16 protein-coding genes are annotated in these 16040 nt (G+C 41.1%); 14 read left to right on the top strand and 2 right to left on the bottom strand.

The features are described from left to right. Positions 1-129 precede the first annotated feature (129 nt). The 12 genes from LY624_RS11605 (at position 130) to purF (ending at position 12148) form a co-directional block, all read left to right on the top strand. Positions 130-2922 (top strand): monovalent cation/H+ antiporter subunit A, encoded by a 2793-nt coding sequence (locus LY624_RS11605; protein WP_341803036.1) that lies wholly within the window; start codon positions 130-132, stop codon positions 2920-2922. Then, positions 2922-3266 carry a Na+/H+ antiporter subunit C gene (locus LY624_RS11600; RefSeq protein ID WP_062569829.1) on the top strand — a complete coding sequence of 115 codons (345 nt, stop codon included), beginning with the start codon at positions 2922-2924 and terminating at the stop codon, positions 3264-3266. The genes LY624_RS11605 and LY624_RS11600 overlap by 1 nt, the downstream gene beginning before the upstream one ends. After that, positions 3263-4780: a monovalent cation/H+ antiporter subunit D gene (locus tag LY624_RS11595; RefSeq protein ID WP_341803035.1), complete on the top strand. Its 1518-nt coding sequence runs from the start codon at positions 3263-3265 to the stop codon at positions 4778-4780. The genes LY624_RS11600 and LY624_RS11595 overlap by 4 nt, the downstream gene beginning before the upstream one ends. After that, entirely contained in the window at positions 4781-5317 is a 537-nt protein-coding gene (locus LY624_RS11590; protein ID WP_130150559.1) for a Na+/H+ antiporter subunit E, read from the top strand. After that, entirely contained in the window at positions 5311-5580 is a 270-nt protein-coding gene (locus LY624_RS11585) for a K+/H+ antiporter subunit F (RefSeq protein ID WP_062569832.1), read from the top strand. The genes LY624_RS11590 and LY624_RS11585 overlap by 7 nt, the downstream gene beginning before the upstream one ends. Positions 5581-5588: 8 nt before the next feature. After that, on the top strand, positions 5589-5921 hold the full coding sequence (locus LY624_RS11580) for a Na+/H+ antiporter subunit G (RefSeq protein ID WP_062569833.1): 333 nt from the start codon (positions 5589-5591) through the stop codon (positions 5919-5921). Between the two features lie 102 nt (positions 5922-6023). Beyond that, complete coding sequence (truA, locus tag LY624_RS11575) at positions 6024-6818, top strand: tRNA pseudouridine(38-40) synthase TruA (protein WP_062569834.1); 795 nt, start codon at positions 6024-6026, stop codon at positions 6816-6818. Positions 6819-6976: 158 nt separating this feature from the next. After that, positions 6977-7852, top strand: a complete 876-nt coding sequence (gene accD, locus LY624_RS11570) for an acetyl-CoA carboxylase, carboxyltransferase subunit beta (RefSeq protein ID WP_130150560.1) — start codon at positions 6977-6979, stop codon at positions 7850-7852. A 25-nt stretch (positions 7853-7877) separates the two neighbouring features. After that, the gene (gene folC / locus LY624_RS11565) at positions 7878-9143 is read left to right on the top strand and encodes a bifunctional tetrahydrofolate synthase/dihydrofolate synthase (RefSeq protein ID WP_341803034.1); all 1266 of its coding nucleotides are present in this window, start codon (positions 7878-7880) and stop codon (positions 9141-9143) included. A gap of 11 nt (positions 9144-9154) precedes the next feature. Further along, positions 9155-9784 carry an SPOR domain-containing protein gene (locus LY624_RS11560; protein ID WP_341803033.1) on the top strand — a complete coding sequence of 210 codons (630 nt, stop codon included), beginning with the start codon at positions 9155-9157 and terminating at the stop codon, positions 9782-9784. A gap of 324 nt (positions 9785-10108) precedes the next feature. After that, positions 10109-10603, top strand: a complete 495-nt coding sequence (locus LY624_RS11555) for a CvpA family protein (protein WP_341803032.1) — start codon at positions 10109-10111, stop codon at positions 10601-10603. 18 nt (positions 10604-10621) lie between these two features. Beyond that, positions 10622-12148 carry an amidophosphoribosyltransferase gene (purF, locus tag LY624_RS11550; protein ID WP_130150563.1) on the top strand — a complete coding sequence of 509 codons (1527 nt, stop codon included), beginning with the start codon at positions 10622-10624 and terminating at the stop codon, positions 12146-12148. A gap of 73 nt (positions 12149-12221) precedes the next feature. Here purF and LY624_RS11545 read toward each other — a convergent pair whose 3' ends face one another. Continuing rightward, a complete protein-coding gene (locus LY624_RS11545; RefSeq protein ID WP_062569839.1) occupies positions 12222-12821 on the bottom strand; it encodes a Yip1 family protein in 600 nt (199 codons plus the stop codon). Positions 12822-13050: 229 nt separating this feature from the next. On the opposite strand from LY624_RS11545, the gene miaE reads away from it, so the two are divergent. After that, entirely contained in the window at positions 13051-13809 is a 759-nt protein-coding gene (gene miaE / locus LY624_RS11540; RefSeq protein WP_193988975.1) for a tRNA isopentenyl-2-thiomethyl-A-37 hydroxylase MiaE, read from the top strand. Between the two features lie 245 nt (positions 13810-14054). Beyond that, entirely contained in the window at positions 14055-15179 is a 1125-nt protein-coding gene (locus LY624_RS11535; protein WP_237118207.1) for a hypothetical protein, read from the top strand. Positions 15180-15239: 60 nt separating this feature from the next. On the opposite strand, the gene LY624_RS11530 is transcribed toward LY624_RS11535, so the two are convergent. Continuing rightward, entirely contained in the window at positions 15240-16034 is a 795-nt protein-coding gene (locus tag LY624_RS11530; RefSeq protein ID WP_237118208.1) for a substrate-binding periplasmic protein, read from the bottom strand. Between the last annotated feature and the right edge of the window lie 6 nt (positions 16035-16040).

The raw sequence follows: 16040 nt of genomic DNA, 5'->3' as shown, positions 1-16040 counted from the left end.
AATCAGTATAACTATACGCATTGTAAGCTTTTTTTGAAGCCAACTTTTAACCATCCAAATGAACAGTACGCAACTAATTATAACTAGCAGCGGTATTGATATTCTTATGACACTAAAAGGCTCCTTATTATGACTTTGCTCTGGATACCCCTGTTATCCTTGATTGGCAGTGTTATTTCATCCTGCACTTCAAAACTAACACGTAATCAAAGTACTGCTTTGACCATGTTAGCGCCTTTGATTGCTCTTGGAATCGTATTTTCCTATACACCAGCCGTTTTTTCTGGTGAAACTATCCGCTATACAGCAGAGTGGATCCCACTGTTGAATATGCAAGTCTCATTTCGACTTGACGGGTTAAGTTTATTATTCCTTTATATGATTTTGGGTATTGGTACCTTAGTCATTTTCTATGCACGCTATTACTTAAGTAATAACGACTCACTGCCCAAGTTATATTGTTACCTTATGCTATTTATGACAGCCATGGTTGGCATTGTGATGTCTAACAATGTCATTCAACTATGGCTATTTTGGGAGTTAACAAGTATTAGCTCGTTTTTATTAATTAGTTATTGGTGGCATAAGTCAGAAGCGCGTAAAGGTGCAAGAATGGCGTTAGCAATTACGGGAGCGGGCGGTCTTGCGTTATTAGCGGGTTTACTTTTAATTGGTGATATCGTTGGTAGCTATAACCTTGATGTCATTCTTGCTAGTAAGGCATTAATTCAATCACACGACTTATATGAAGTTGGTCTGGTACTTATATTATTAGGTGCATTTACTAAGTCTGCGCAGTTTCCTTTTCATTTCTGGCTACCTCATGCTATGGCTGCACCGACACCCGTTAGTGCATACTTACACTCAGCAACCATGGTTAAAGCCGGTATATTTTTGCTTGCGCGATTCTATCCTGCACTATCAGGTACGGATACGTGGTTTATTTTAGTTGCGATGACAGGTTTATCGACTTTGCTTGTTGGTGCTTACATTGCGTTATTTAAACATGACTTAAAAGGACTGCTTGCTTACTCTACCATCAGTCACTTGGGTCTAATTACTTTGCTATTAGGTTTAGATACCGAACTTGCAACTGTGGCAGCTATTTTCCACATTATTAACCACGCGATATTTAAAGCGTCATTGTTTATGGCTACGGGGATTATTGACCATGAAACTGGCACCCGTGATATGCGTAAGTTAAATGGGATGTGGCGTTTTATGCCATATACAGCAACACTTGCTATGGTGGCCGCAGCTTCTATGGCAGGGGTGCCTCTATTAAATGGTTTCTTATCAAAAGAAATGTTTTTTGCTGAAACCTTACACCAGCAAGTACTAGGCTCTATGTCTTGGCTTATTCCTGTATTAGCGACTTTAGCGGGTGCCTTGTCTGTAGCATACTCAGCACGTTTTATACATGATGTTTTCTTCAATGGTGATCCGATTGATTTACCAAAAGAGCCCCACGAACCGCCGCGCTACATGCGCGTACCAATCGAAATTTTAGTGGTATTGTGTTTATTGGTCGGTATGTTCCCTCACTTTGCCGTCAGTGATATTTTGGCCTCAGCATCCTACGCTGTACTGGGTGATGCTGCACCAGATTATAAATTATCTGTTTGGCATGGATTTAACTTACCTCTGTTAATGAGCTTTATTGCAACGTGCTGCGGGATACTGATTTATGTACAGCGTAAGTATTTGTTCCAGTTCCAAGCATCACTGCCAACAATTAGTGCGAAAAAAGGTTTTGAGGGGGGGTTATATCGTGTGATCAAGTGGTCACAAGAGAAGATAAACCATATCGAAAATGGCTCGTTGCAACGCTACGCTTTTGTCATGATTACGGTTGTTTTACTGTGCGCTGGATGGCCTTTGTTTGAAATGCGTCAACTTGCTGGTGCTAGTGAGCTAACGCCCATTGATTTTCATAATGCCATTGGCGCAGGCTTGTTGATTATTGGTGCATTAGCAACCGTATTTTGGCATCGTTCACGGATGATATCTTTAATCATGATTTCAATCGTAGGCCTGATGGTGTCTGTTGCTTTCACCCGATTCTCTGCGCCAGATTTAGCGCTGACTCAGTTAACGGTTGAAGTTGTCACTGTAATGCTACTGATGCTAGCACTATTCTTCTTACCACAGCGTACTCCAAAAGAGTCAAGCTCATTACGTATTTTACGTGATCTGGGGATTTCGTCGGCTATAGGTGTGGTAGTTGCGAGTATTTGTTATGCGCTATTAACAAGACCACTTGAGTCAATTTCTGACTTCTTTGTTGCCAATGCTAAAACTGGCGGTGGTGGTACAAACGTGGTGAACGTTATTCTAGTCGACTTTAGGGGTTTTGACACCTTAGGTGAAATCACCGTTTTAGGTATAGCCGCGTTAGGTATTTATAAATTGCTTATCAATTTACCTTTATTTATGCCTGCAAGTGATAGTGAAGGGCGTCCGTGGGCGAGAGAGCGTTATCCAATTCTTCTTGCAAGTATTTCACAAAGCTTATTACCTTTGGCACTGTTAGTTTCTGCATATATCTTTTTACGAGGCCACAATTTACCAGGCGGTGGATTTATCGCAGGCTTAGTCACAGCCATTGCATTTATACTACAGTACATGGCGAATGGCTCTAACTGGATAGCAGAGCGGTTTGATGTGAATTACCGTAAGATTATCGCATCGGGCATCGCTATCGCTTTATTCACAGGTGTTGGAAGCTGGGCATTTGGTCGTCCATTCTTAACAACGTGGTTTGATTATTTTGATATACCGTTAGTTGGCAAAACAGAGCTTGCCAGTGCTATCGTATTTGATTTAGGTGTGTATTTAACTGTTGTAGGTGCAACGCTGATGATTTTAGCTAGTTTAGGAAAACTAACGGCTAATACACCCAAGCAAGAGGTAAATATTTAATGGAAGTATTGTACGCATCATGCGTGGGCGTGCTGGTTGCATGCGGCATTTATTTAATTTTAAGAGCGCGAACCTTTCCGGTCGTGTTAGGTTTAACCATGCTGTCTTATGCGGTAAACCTATTCTTGTTTTCATCAGGACGATTAACAATTAATAAAGCGGCGGTTTTGGGCAGTGCCAGTGAGTATGCAGATCCACTCCCTCAAGCTTTAGTGTTAACGGCTATTGTAATCGGTTTTGCAATGACCGCTTTTGTCGTTATTTTGTCAATTCGTGGTCGTGCCGATTTGGGTAATGATCATGTTGATGGACATCTAGTTAAGTCTTCAAAGGAGCGAAAATGATTCAGCATTTAGCTTCTTTACCTATTTTAATTCCCATGCTGACAGGCATTATTTTACTTATGCCTCCATGCGGTAAGAATCTTCATATTCGCCGTGTGATGTCGGTATTAATGTCAATTATAACCCTTGCTGTTAGTGCATTTTTACTACTTCATGTAAATAGTACGGCACCTATGGTATACGCCATCGGCGACTGGTCGGCTCCTTTTGGTATTGTATTGGTTGCTGATAGGCTAGCGACTTTACTAGTAGTGTTAACAAGCTTACTAGGTGCGGTTGTTGTGCTATATAGCTGCGCAGGTGATGATAAAAAAGGAAGCTTCTTTCACCCTCTTGTTCACTTCTTAATTTTAGGCGTAAACGGTGCATTTTTAACTGGAGATGTATTTAACCTATTCGTATTTTTCGAAGTATTGCTAATCGCATCTTATTCATTATTGATGCATGGCGGAGACAAGCACAGCACCCGTGCAGCTCTACAGTATGTGATTCTAAATCTGATTGGCTCGAGTGTATTTCTTATTGCACTTGGTGTTTTATATGGCGTAGTGGGTACTTTAAATATTGCTGATTTAGCCCAGAAAGTACCTCAGTTAACAGGTGACGATGTTTATTTAGCTAAAATCGGTGGTTTACTACTAATAGTCGTTTTCGCCCTTAAAGGTGCGCTGTTACCGCTACATTTGTGGTTACCTAATACCTACGCAAGTGCCACCCCAGTTGTTGCAGCTTTATTTGCGATCATGACTAAGGTGGGTGTGTATGCCATGCTTCGTGTGTACACCGTTATCTTTGGTGATAACGCGGGGGAGCTTGCACACATGGCACAACCTTGGTTATGGGGACTTGCATTGGCGACCATCATTCTGGGGTCGATAGGCGTTCTTGCAAGCCAAGATTTTAGAAAGCTAATTGCAAACTTAGTGATCGTATCAGTGGGTACATTGGTTGCCTTAGTCGCTATTCAGAATGTAGCAGCGACTGCGGCGTTACTTTACTACTTAGTTCATTCAACGATTGTTTGTGCCGTGCTCTTTTTACTTGCTGATTTGATTGCGCATCAGCGTGGAAAAGTGGCCGATCGTCTTGTTGCAGGGCGTGCTGTTGCACAACCTTTTTTATTAGGAATTAGTTTTGTAATTGCTGCATTGACGGTGGTAGGTATGCCGCCACTATCTGGTTTTGTAGGTAAAATTTGGATTCTAAAAAGTACCTTAGATAGTGAGAAGGGCATGGTGTTTTGGCCAATTTACTTACTTTCAAGTTTAGCCTTATTGGTTGCTATTTCTCGTGCTGGCACAAGCCTTTTTTGGGACCGAAAGTTCAAAGAAAGTGAAGCTGTCGAAGGTATAAAGGCACACCCATTAAAAGTCACGGCGATGTTACTATTGTTAGTTTGCTCTCCTTTGATGGTCATTTTTGCCGGTCCAATTTCAGATTTTATGCTTGCGACATCTGAGCAATTGTTCGATATCAACAGCAGTATTAATAATGTACTACAGGGAGGTCGCTAAATGCGTTTAGAAGCTCGTTTTCGTTGGCTACCCACTCCGTTTCGCAGTGTTTTACTCTTCGTAGTGTGGTTATTACTCAACAATAGTGTGTCGCCTGGGCATCTACTGCTTGCTGCACTCTTTGCAATTACAATTCCATGGATCACCTTTCCATTTCGTGATCCACAGCCGTTAATTGTTCGACCTGGCCTCGCATTTAGGCATTTATTGTTAGTCTTGTACGATATTGTAACGGCTAACTTGCAGGTTGCCTTACTGATCCTTGGGCCAACTAAAAAGCTACGCCCAGGCTTTGTTAAAGTGCCACTTGATTTAAGTCATGATATGCCAATTACGATATTAGCAAGTACAGTATCATTAACGCCTGGCACGGTCAGTGCTGAGGTGTATCCAATTCCTGAGTCGCTTGCAGAAGGTGAAGAAATAGACCAACGTTATTTGCTAATTCATGTGCTGGATTTAGCTGATGAAGCTGAACTTATTAAGACGATTAAACAGCGTTACGAAGCCCCGCTTAAGGAGATTTTCCGATGCTAGATACGGTATTCCTCATTGTGTATGGGATGATTGCCATTTCACTTTTATTGAACTTATGGCGCCTTATTATTGGGCCTTCAGTTCCAGATCGCATTTTAGCGCTTGATACCATGTTTATAAATACCATTGCATTGATCATTCTTTACGGTATGAGCATGGACACAGACTTGTATTTTGAAGCGGCTTTATTAATTGCGATGCTTGGCTTTGTGAGTACGGTAGCTGTATGTAAATACTTGCTACGCGGCGATATTATTGAATAAGGTAACAAATGATGAGTGAATGGGTTGTTTCAATCTTATTGTTAATTGGTGGTTGCTTTATTCTGATAGGCTCGATCGGTTTGGTTAAGATGCCTGATTTTTTTATGCGCCTGCATGGGCCTACCAAAGCGACGACACTGGGGATGGCCTCACTGTTAATAGCGGCGATGGTTTATTTTACTTTCACACACGATGGTGTAAGTGTAAAAGAAATTCTTATTTCTATCTTTTTGCTCATTACAGCACCTATCAGTGGTTACATGCTGATTAAATCGGCTATTCACCATAAATTGCGCGCAAAAGAGGGCACCAAGGGCCAAGACAACATCGAAGAGGATTAGTCTGTAGTATTTATAATATGTGATCTGCGCTCGTGGCTTTTATTGCACGGGCAGATCGCATAGAATGCCCCGTCATTTAGCACACTAGGTAAATAGATCATTATGCGAGTAGCACTTGGAGTAGAATACAACGGCGCCCGTTACAGTGGTTGGCAACGTCAATCACACGTCAATAGCGTACAGCAAGAAGTAGAAACAGCGTTGTCGCGTATTTGTAATCATCCTGTTGAGATTGTTTGTGCGGGTCGTACAGACGCAGGTGTTCATGGTACAGGCCAAGTCGTGCACTTTGATACTCATGCTGAACGCGAAATGGTCGCGTTCACGATGGGGATGAATACCTTACTACCAAAAGATATTTCTATTCGTTTTGCTAAGCCTGTTTCTGAAGATTTTCACGCACGTTTTAGTGCGACAGCACGCCGTTATCGTTATGTGATTTACAATTATACCTATCGCGGTGCCATTATGAGTGAAGGCGTTACTCATTTTCATCACCCATTAGACGAAACTAAAATGCAACAAGCCTGTCAGTATTTAATAGGTGAGCACGACTTTACGTCGTTCAGAGCACTCCATTGCCAAGCAAATACAGCAAATCGTACTATTCACCATTTGTCGGTAAAACGCCAAGGTGATTATGTGATCATTGATATTAAAGCCAATGCGTTTTTACATCACATGGTACGTAATATTACTGGTTGCTTGATGGACATTGGTTTACATAAGCATGAACCTGTTTGGTTAAAAGAGTTACTTGATTTAAAAGAGAGAGCCAAAGCCAGTGCGACAGCTAAAGCTGCGGGTCTTTATTTAGTGGATGTGGATTACCCTGAGCAGTTTGAGATCCCTAAAACACCATTAGGGCCTTTGTTTTTACCTGATTCAGACAGTTAACACTTGGTAGTACACTACTAAGACCAGTTTTTTATATCGTCTGCGGGTAATTCATGTTTTAATTGAAAAAATCTGTCTGTTTATTGGTTGTCAGAAATACAAATAAGTATTCACAATTAAACAGACTGCGACACAGAACAGTATTAAGAGAGTTGCAAATGAGTTGGTTAGAAAAAATCTTACCTAAAACGACTAAATCGTCAGGCCGAAAAGAAATCCCAGAAGGGGTTTGGGCAAAGTGTACAGACTGTGATTCAATTTTATATAAAGCAGAATTAGAAAAGTCACTTAATGTATGTCCAAAATGTGATCACCATATGCGTTTGAGTGCTCGTAAGCGACTCGAAAACTTTTTAGATGATGCAGATCGTCAAGAAATTGGTGCAGAACACGAACCAAAGGACGTTTTAAAGTTTAAAGATTCTAAGAAGTACTCTGACCGCATTACACAAGCACAAAAAGTAAGTGGCGAGAAAGATGCACTTGTTGCAATTAAAGGACGCTTAAAAGGTATTCCTGTTGCTGCGGTGTCGTTTGAGTTCTCATTTATGGGTGGTTCTATGGCGTCAGTGGTCGGCGCTCGTTTTGTTGAAGCTGTAGATCAATGTTTAGAGCATAACATGCCACTTATTTGTTTTTCAGCATCAGGCGGTGCACGTATGCAAGAAGCGCTTATGTCATTAATGCAAATGGCAAAAACAAGTGCTGCACTGGCTAAAATGAGCGAAAAAGGCTTACCGTTTATCTCAGTATTAACCGACCCAACAATGGGTGGTGTATCTGCGTCACTGGCAATGCTTGGCGATATAAACGTTGCTGAACCAAAAGCACTTATTGGCTTTGCCGGCCCTCGTGTAATCGAGCAAACAGTGCGTGAAACACTACCTGAAGGTTTCCAACGCAGTGAATTCTTGCTAGAGCACGGGGCAATCGACATGATTGTTGACCGTCGTGAAATGCGTGACACCCTTGCGCGTATCTTAGCGAAATTTATGAACTTGCCTTCTACTGAACAAGAGCATAGAGTAGCGTAAATTTCAGCTTAACTGATTAATCGCTATGACAGAAATCCTTCCTAGCCAATCATCAAGCCTTGATGATTGGCTTTGTTATTTAGAAAGTGTTCACCCCGCCAATATTGAAATGGGCTTAGAGCGCGTTGCTCGCGTTGCAAACCAAATTGGCTTACTCGGTACACCGAGCAAAATAATATTAATCGCAGGTACCAATGGTAAAGGCACCACAGCGCGTTGCCTAGAAAGCCTATTACTAGCACAAGGTTTTAGTGTGGGTACATATGCTTCTCCACACCTAATTCGTTACAACGAACGCGTGCGTATTAATGGCCAAGAGCTTGATGACCAATTCCATGTTGATGCTTTCGATATGCTGGAAAAGGGCCGTGGTGAGACGCCACTGACGTATTTTGAGTACGGCACGTTAGGTGCACTGGCAATTTTTAAACGTCACGCTGTTGATTATGTATTGTTAGAAGTGGGTTTAGGTGGCCGCTATGATGCGACTAATATTGTCACACCACATGCGTGTGTAATCACAACTATCGATCTAGACCATAAAGAATACCTAGGTGATACACGCGAGCTTGTTGGCTACGATAAAGCAGGTATCTTCCGACCTCACATACCCGCAATTGTTGGTGATTTAGATATTCCACATACAGTAACTGATTACGGTAATGAAATTGATGCTGATATGGTGTTATCTGGCCGTGATTTTAAATTCACTGAAGACAGTGAAGGTTTTAATTGGCAGTACAAAGGTAAAGACTTGCGCCTAGCAAAACCTGCGATCCCTTGTCAAAATGCAGCCACTGCGTTGACCTTATTGGCTAAACTTGACTTACTACCTAGTGAGCAACAAGTACGTGATTGTTTAGCTAATTTAACAGTTGAAGGACGTTTTCAGCAGCTAAGTGAACAGCCACTTATTTTTACCGATGTGGCACATAACCCTGAATCGGCCCGTTATTTGGCGCGTAAATTAAGCGTGTATAAAGATCAAGGGTTTAAAATTCATGCATTAGTCGCTATGCTTGCAGATAAAGATAAAGTGGCAGCAATGTCAGCTGTGGCGGATGTTGTTCATGAGTGGTCGTTAGCCAGTTTAGATTGTTTTCGCGGCGATAAGGTTGAAAACCTTGCAAAGGCATTGGCTGAAACGACATCAACAGCGCCTAGTACGCAATATGACAGTGTTGAAACTGCGCTAGACACACTATTACCAAATGTAGACAATAACACCTTAGTAATTGTGTTTGGCTCATTTATAACCGTGGCTGCAGCAATCAGCTATTTTAAAAAATAGAGAGGAATTCGGTGAACGCAGGGTTTATTAATCGCTTAGTAGGGACCACCATTGTGGTTGTGGCGGCTATTGTCTTTATTCCAAATATTTTGGATGGAGAGAAAGTTCACTATACAGAAGGTTTTAAAGCAATTCCTGAACGCCCTGAGTTCACAACGATTGACTTACAAGATGAAATTGATAGTAAAGTTGCCTCTGCAGAGCAGCCTGCTGAAATACCTGTCGAAAATGCACAAGCGAATGACGCTGAGCTTACAGCAGAGCAAACTGAGCAATTTGATGATGCGCCTAAAATGGTTGAAGCATCAACTCAAGATCCTGTTGCAGTTGTTAAAGCAGCCAAGCCAGTAGTAAAAACATCGGAGCCTGCTCGTAAGCCAGAAGAAAACCTCACGCAAATGGCTTATGTAATCCAATTGGGTAGTTTCTCACACGCGCCTAATGTAAAGTCATTACTTGAAAAGCTTAAAGCGAACGGCTTTAAAACCTTTACTCGTCCAATCAAAACCCCGAACGGAACACTGACAAAAGTCTTTGTAGGTCCTTCACTTAGCAAGAAAGAGTTAGAGAGTAAGCTCCCTGAGTTAAAGCAGTTAACCAAGTTAAACGGCAAAGTTACTCAGTTTGAAATTACAAAATGATCTGGCAATTCTATAGGTAGCTCAAATACCCAAACCGCCTGTAGATCCATGATTCAGCGCTATCACAGGGTTTTCAATACAAGGCGTGGCGATGCAGGAATGTAGGTACCTTTCAAATTGCCACAACACAGTAGTGGAAGCCCTGTGAAGCGCCCGAAGGGCATGGCTAAAACGCATTTATTCTGCGTTATTGATTTTGACAAGGGGACACCATTCTCTACAATCAATGCCTTGCCTAAATGCGTTTTATCTCATGCTGAATTCTTGCATCCACAGGTGGTTTGGGTATAGAATGCGCCCCAAATTAACGACTAGTTGGTTCTTATGATCTGGGTTGATTACGCCATACTTGGCATTATTGCACTATCCACTATCATCGGCTTAATACGTGGCTTCGTAAAAGAAGCAATGTCATTAGCTGTATGGGCTGGCGCATTTATCATCTCTAGTTTGTTTTACCAATATTTAGCTTCCTTCCTAACAAGTATTTCAGAACCCCTTTTAAGAAATGCAGCCGCAATAGCCATATTATTCTTTGCGACACTCCTGTTGGGTGGATTACTAAACTATATTTTAGGTGAGCTTGTACAACGTACTGGTTTATCTGGCACCGACCGTGTATTCGGCATAGTGTTTGGTGCTCTTCGTGGCGTGTTGGTCGTAAGCGCGTTACTCTTCTTTCTTGATGCTTTTACCAGTGCACCTAATACGCACTGGTGGGGTAACTCTATTTTGATTCCAGAATTTGGCTTTGTTGTTGAGTGGTTCTTTTCGTACCTCGAAAACAACTCAAGCTTTTTAAATTCGGTAAACCGTTAATCGGCGAGGATAAATTTAATGTGTGGTATCGTTGGCATAGTCGGAACTTCTCCTGTTAATCAGGCGCTGTATGATGGCTTAACTGTTTTGCAACACCGCGGTCAAGATGCAGCTGGCATCATTACCATTGAAAATAATACGTTTAGCTTACGTAAAGCCAACGGCCTTGTGAAAGATGTGTTTCATACCCGTCACATGAAACGCCTTCAAGGTACGATTGGTATTGGTCATGTTCGCTATCCGACAGCTGGATCTTCTAGCTCGTCAGAAGCGCAACCTTTCTATGTTAACTCACCGTTTGGTATTGCACTTGCACACAATGGTAATTTAACAAACGCAGAAGCATTAAAAGAGCAATTATTTTCAGAAGCTCGCCGTCATGTTAATACAACATCTGACTCTGAAATATTACTTAATATCATGGCGCATGAGTTAAGTAAGTCTAATAAACTTAAACTCGATGCTGAAGATATCTTCACAGCAGTAACGGAAGTAAATAACAAAGTAACGGGTGGTTACGCAACAATAGCAATGATTATCGGCCACGGTATTGTTGCCTTTCGTGACCCGAACGGTATTCGTCCACTTGTATTTGGTAAGCGTGAAACAGCAAACGGTACTGAGTACATGTTTGCATCAGAAAGCGTTGCATTGAAAACAGATGGCTTTGAGTTTGTACGCGATGTAGCGCCAGGCGAAGCTATTTACGTGACTGAAGAAGGTCAGCTTTTCTCACAAGCGTGTGCTGAAAAGGCCACATATGCGCCGTGTATTTTTGAGTTTGTTTATTTTGCGCGCCCAGATTCAACCATTGATCGTATGTCGGTTTATGCAACGCGTGTAAACATGGGGACTAAGTTAGGTGAAAAAATAGCACGTGAATGGGCTGATAAAGACATCGACGTGGTTATTCCAATCCCTGAAACATCATGTGATGTGGCGCTTGAAATTGCATCAGCGCTTAACCTGCCATACCGTCAAGGTTTTGTTAAAAACCGTTACATTGGCCGCACCTTCATCATGCCAGGTCAAGAAATGCGTAAGAAGTCAGTTCGTCAAAAACTGAATGCCATTGACCGTGAGTTCAAGGGTAAGAATGTATTGCTTGTTGATGACTCAATTGTTCGTGGTACCACGTCAGCGCAAATCGTTGAGATGGCTCGTGAGTCAGGTGCAAAGAACGTTTATTTTGCATCAGCTGCACCAGAAATTCGTTTCCCGAACGTGTATGGAATTGACATGCCTTCGGCTGCTGAGTTAATTGCTCATGGTCGTGAAGTGGAAGACATTAATGCAAGCATTGGTGCTGATGGGCTCATTTTCCAGTCTCTTGATGATTTAATCTCAGCGGTGAGCCAAGAAAACCCTGAAATCACTCGCTTTGAAACATCGGTATTCGATGGACAATATATAACGGGTGATATCGATCAAGAATATCTTAACCATATCGATCGTCTACGTAATGATTCTGCAAAATCCACGCGTGAAAATGCAATGTCTTCTGGTTTAGAATTACATAACCAAGAAGAAAACAGTGCAGACTAATTAGTTTTTACACTAATACATGAAAAAGGAGCTACATAGCTCCTTTTTTGCTTGTGGAAAGAAAGGAAATAATTTAGGTAAACATTGGGTGGACTATACCGTTTGTCCACAGAATTGCTGTTGCAGCAAGGATTATGACGAGTAGAATTAATCCGCAAGTGACCACTGAACTGGCATAAATAAAGCCTCGCTCTTCAGGAATGTGCATTAAAATTGGTACCCCAGTATAGAGCAGGTAAACAGAGTAGGCGAGAGCTACAAGTCCTACACACACCACAAACCAAAGCTCTGGTAGAAACGCCGCAAATGAAGACATAAATACCGGTGTTGCTGTGTAAGCAGCAAGTTCTAGGGTTTGAGTAAAGGTGGGTTTTGCACCGAAGGTCACGGCCATCCAGTGTGCTAAGTAAGCTAGTGCAAACACACCTACAATAAGCGCAAAGTACATGGCTATCGCAATCAATAGCGCGCTATCATGCGTTAAAAATACTGCCTCACCGGAGCCAATGCTCCAACCCAGATGGACTGATGAATAATAGCCCATGATAGATGGAATACATGCAATGAGTAAGATGTGTGATAAGCTGTAACGCAAGCTTTCATGTCGATTATCTATTGTTTGCCATTCTTCGAGTGGGTGGGCGTATAAGCCCCATAAGTGGTTCAAAATCATAATTGTTGCCCCTGTAAATAGGAATATGAGCTGTTTTATTTTTGTACAGCTTTGATTAAGTTATGGTCCACTTATCACATATTGTCAAGAACCTGAAATACTGGAAATGATGGGTTATATATAAGTCTTTAGTGCATATAGAAATTAGTCCTGTACTGATATGGGTCATAGAATGACAATGTATTTATATGGTAAAATCTACCCACGTTTATTGATGAGAAATTATTCAGTGCCTTACTCTGCTTTACTCGCTCCTATCCATTCTTTTTTAAAGTGTGAAACGCCTGATGAGTGGATTGCTGCGGCAATCAAACAAGAAAACTTAGATGTGGTATTAATTGATCACCTTATTTGTGAATTGAAAGCTGCTCAGTCAGCGATGTTTTTAATTCGTAAGTATGCAGTTGATAAAGAAAGTGGTGATGCATTACTTGCATGGCTAAAACCTTTTGAAACTCTTATTTATAAACGAGAAGGGGATTGGCGAGAACTTGCAGATAAAAACAAGCTAACTAAATCAATGATCCCAAAATCGAACTCGCCTTACGGGCAAGATCTGATTGATAAAATGGTCATGCTTATAAAAGAAGAGCTACATCACTTTTATCAAGTGCTTGAGATCATGGATGAGTACGGTATTGAATATAAAAGTATTACGCCATGTCGCTACGCAAAGGGTATGCTGCGCCATGTAAAAACCTACGAGCCAGATGCGCTAGTCGATAAACTCATTATCGGTGCTTACATCGAAGCCCGCTCATGTGAACGGTTCGCTAAGCTCGCTCCTCATGTTGATAAGCGGTTAGGGGATTTTTATATTTCATTATTGCGCTCAGAAGCCCGTCATTACCAAGACTATTTAACACTCGCGCAAGAAATCAGTGAATTTGATATTACCGAGCGTGTTGAGTTTTTTGGTCAAATTGAGGCTGAGCTGATTGCAACGCCTGATGACGATTTTAAGTTTCATAGTGGTTTGCCAGTTTAAAAAGCGATGTAATCCAACAGCAAGGAGCGATTATTAATAAGCTCTTTGCGATCATTTTACTTTTTTATTTTATAAACCCCTACCCCCAGCTATTCCCAAGAGCCTTATTCATTATTAAAAATAAATATTGACAATGCTGTAAACCTAAAGTACCCATAAAGGGTCCGAAGTATTGACGTATGTATTTTATAACCTTAATTAAAACAAAATGGATGACCCCTTGATATTGAGGGTAAGGAAATAAGATGAAATATAAGTTGATATTAATGTTGGCTGTAAGCGCTTTGTTTATTGCAAATGATGCTGCAGCAGCACTTACAGAAGCAAAAGCGTGTGATACATGTGACTATAGTGAGGCACTGCGTATTGCAAAATTATATTATGAGAGGCCTAACTGTGAAGTCAGGAATTTAAATAATGGTAAGCCAGAGTTTGGGGTAACGACCTATCTTTGTAACACAACTTCAAAAGAGGTTATTGTCGCTAATGCACTACAGCGAGTGGCGTTTAAATTTATAATTACTACAGAGCAACAGACCCAGTATAGTAAAGCGGTAAAAGTCAAAGCAATAGATACTACACTTAATAGCGCTGAAGCCGCTGCACTTGATGACTTTTATGAGATAGATAGTGAATTTAGGCGGGCTGTAAATGAAGCCGGTACTGTTGCAACTAACTCAACAGTGACTGTACATGCAGGAAACTGGGGGGATGATTCAACACGTTCCGCGCTTGCTAGTTCTGATGAAAGTTGTGCCAATCACCCATCTTTTTATTTAACGAGCATTGATGCACGTAGAAGTATTAAAAAAGAAATGCATGCTCAAATAGCCACTCGCCTTGGTAAAAGTAGCTGGAATGAATTTATTACTGATACTCAAGTGAAAGTTTCGGGGATTCATATTGGTAAAAATAGTGCAGGGATTTCACTTTCATTAAGTCACGATAAAGTCGGTGTGTATGCAACGCGTTCTTATGGTAATTCAAGTAATAAATTAGTATTTAAAGTAGGTTATCATGGTCAATCAATTACTAATGGGGCAAGAGATCTGAATCTTACTTTCACTCTAGATAGAGGAGCTTCACTTGTTGATGGCATTGAAATTGGCACTTTCATGAGTGGCATCAATGTTACTTTAACAGATACACTTGTTTCTAATTGTTTAATCGAAAATTTAGAAAGTATTGAAGGTGCAACAACGAAAATGAGTTCACCTGGAGGTGGTGGAGTGGGCGGGATTGTTACAGGCCCAGGAGGCGGTACGCTTATTAGAGGGGGTGGCTGTACTCGAGAAATAAATTATACAACCTGTTCGACCTCGGGTGGAGTGACAACTTGTACAAATAGTTCCGTGAGGACTAGCTGTTAGGTAATTTTAGTATAGAGGTGTTATAGCCTCTATACTAAGCAAAGTAATCGACTTACTTGGCTAATTAAAGTTTTTGCTAAGCAAAGCTAAAACTTTATCAGTTTGATTAGTGTCAAAATCATAACGTTTTAAAATTTTTGCTGCATCTCCATTTGCCACAATAGTTTGTAACCCTGTATATAAATCTTGTTGAAAATAGGCAGATTGAGGGTGATTTTTGGCTGTAATAACGTGTAGCTTTTGAGTTGATAGGAAAGGGGTGATGACCTTTATTTCCGAGTGTTTGAGGTTTTGCAAGGTTTCGTTATTTTCTAACCAGTATAATGCAACTTCTTTTGTACCGGCAACAAGGTCTACACGGCCATGTATTAAAAGGGTTAAGCTTTCTATTAGACTATGTGTTGTCGTAACCGCAAGTTGAGGATGGTGTTCAAACTCTTCACTTATAACATAGTCTTCTCCTTTGCTGATTGTGTAAGGAGTCAGAGAGTATAGGGAGCCTGAATAGGTAATCTCACTATCGGCACGTTTTAAAAGCACAATATCAGCTGTAGCAATAGGTCGGGAGTAGGTAAAGATTTTCGCTCTTTTTAGGGTATAAAAAGCACCAATAACCGCAACACGTTTATGCCGCTGCGCAAGCTTTAATGCGCGAGCCCAATGAGTATATTCAATCTCTACATTTTTATTTTGGCTTTTTAGTGCGCTAACAACGAGTTCATGAACCCAGCCAGGCTTTTCATTATTGTCGATAAGGAAAGGTGGGAATGGTTCTGTGACTAATCGCCAAGTTTGGCTGTTAAGAGAAAAACTTAGCATTAAACAGCAGAACAAACAGGTTAACCGAACAATCATGACTCA

Source organism: Pseudoalteromonas sp. N1230-9, assembly GCF_032716425.1.
GTDB lineage: Bacteria > Pseudomonadota > Gammaproteobacteria > Enterobacterales > Alteromonadaceae > Pseudoalteromonas.
The sequence above is the reverse complement of the archived record's forward strand: the minus strand, read 5'-3'. Positions and strand labels throughout refer to the sequence as shown.

Excerpts from the sequence above, each read along its gene's own strand:
- LY624_RS11530 (WP_237118208.1), bottom strand. The coding sequence starts at position 16,034 with ATGATTGTTCGGTTAACCTGTTTGTTCTGCTGTTTAATGCTAAGTTTT.
- folC (WP_341803034.1), top strand. The coding sequence starts at position 7,878 with ATGACAGAAATCCTTCCTAGCCAATCATCAAGCCTTGATGATTGGCTT.
- LY624_RS11545 (WP_062569839.1), bottom strand. The coding sequence starts at position 12,821 with ATGATTTTGAACCACTTATGGGGCTTATACGCCCACCCACTCGAAGAA.
- truA (WP_062569834.1), top strand. The coding sequence starts at position 6,024 with ATGCGAGTAGCACTTGGAGTAGAATACAACGGCGCCCGTTACAGTGGT.
- accD (WP_130150560.1), top strand. The coding sequence starts at position 6,977 with ATGAGTTGGTTAGAAAAAATCTTACCTAAAACGACTAAATCGTCAGGC.
- LY624_RS11590 (WP_130150559.1), top strand. The coding sequence starts at position 4,781 with ATGCGTTTAGAAGCTCGTTTTCGTTGGCTACCCACTCCGTTTCGCAGT.
- purF (WP_130150563.1), top strand. The coding sequence starts at position 10,622 with ATGTGTGGTATCGTTGGCATAGTCGGAACTTCTCCTGTTAATCAGGCG.
- LY624_RS11600 (WP_062569829.1), top strand. The coding sequence starts at position 2,922 with ATGGAAGTATTGTACGCATCATGCGTGGGCGTGCTGGTTGCATGCGGC.
- LY624_RS11585 (WP_062569832.1), top strand. The coding sequence starts at position 5,311 with ATGCTAGATACGGTATTCCTCATTGTGTATGGGATGATTGCCATTTCA.
- LY624_RS11555 (WP_341803032.1), top strand. The coding sequence starts at position 10,109 with ATGATCTGGGTTGATTACGCCATACTTGGCATTATTGCACTATCCACT.
- LY624_RS11580 (WP_062569833.1), top strand. The coding sequence starts at position 5,589 with ATGATGAGTGAATGGGTTGTTTCAATCTTATTGTTAATTGGTGGTTGC.
- LY624_RS11605 (WP_341803036.1), top strand. The coding sequence starts at position 130 with ATGACTTTGCTCTGGATACCCCTGTTATCCTTGATTGGCAGTGTTATT.
- LY624_RS11535 (WP_237118207.1), top strand. The coding sequence starts at position 14,055 with ATGAAATATAAGTTGATATTAATGTTGGCTGTAAGCGCTTTGTTTATT.
- LY624_RS11595 (WP_341803035.1), top strand. The coding sequence starts at position 3,263 with ATGATTCAGCATTTAGCTTCTTTACCTATTTTAATTCCCATGCTGACA.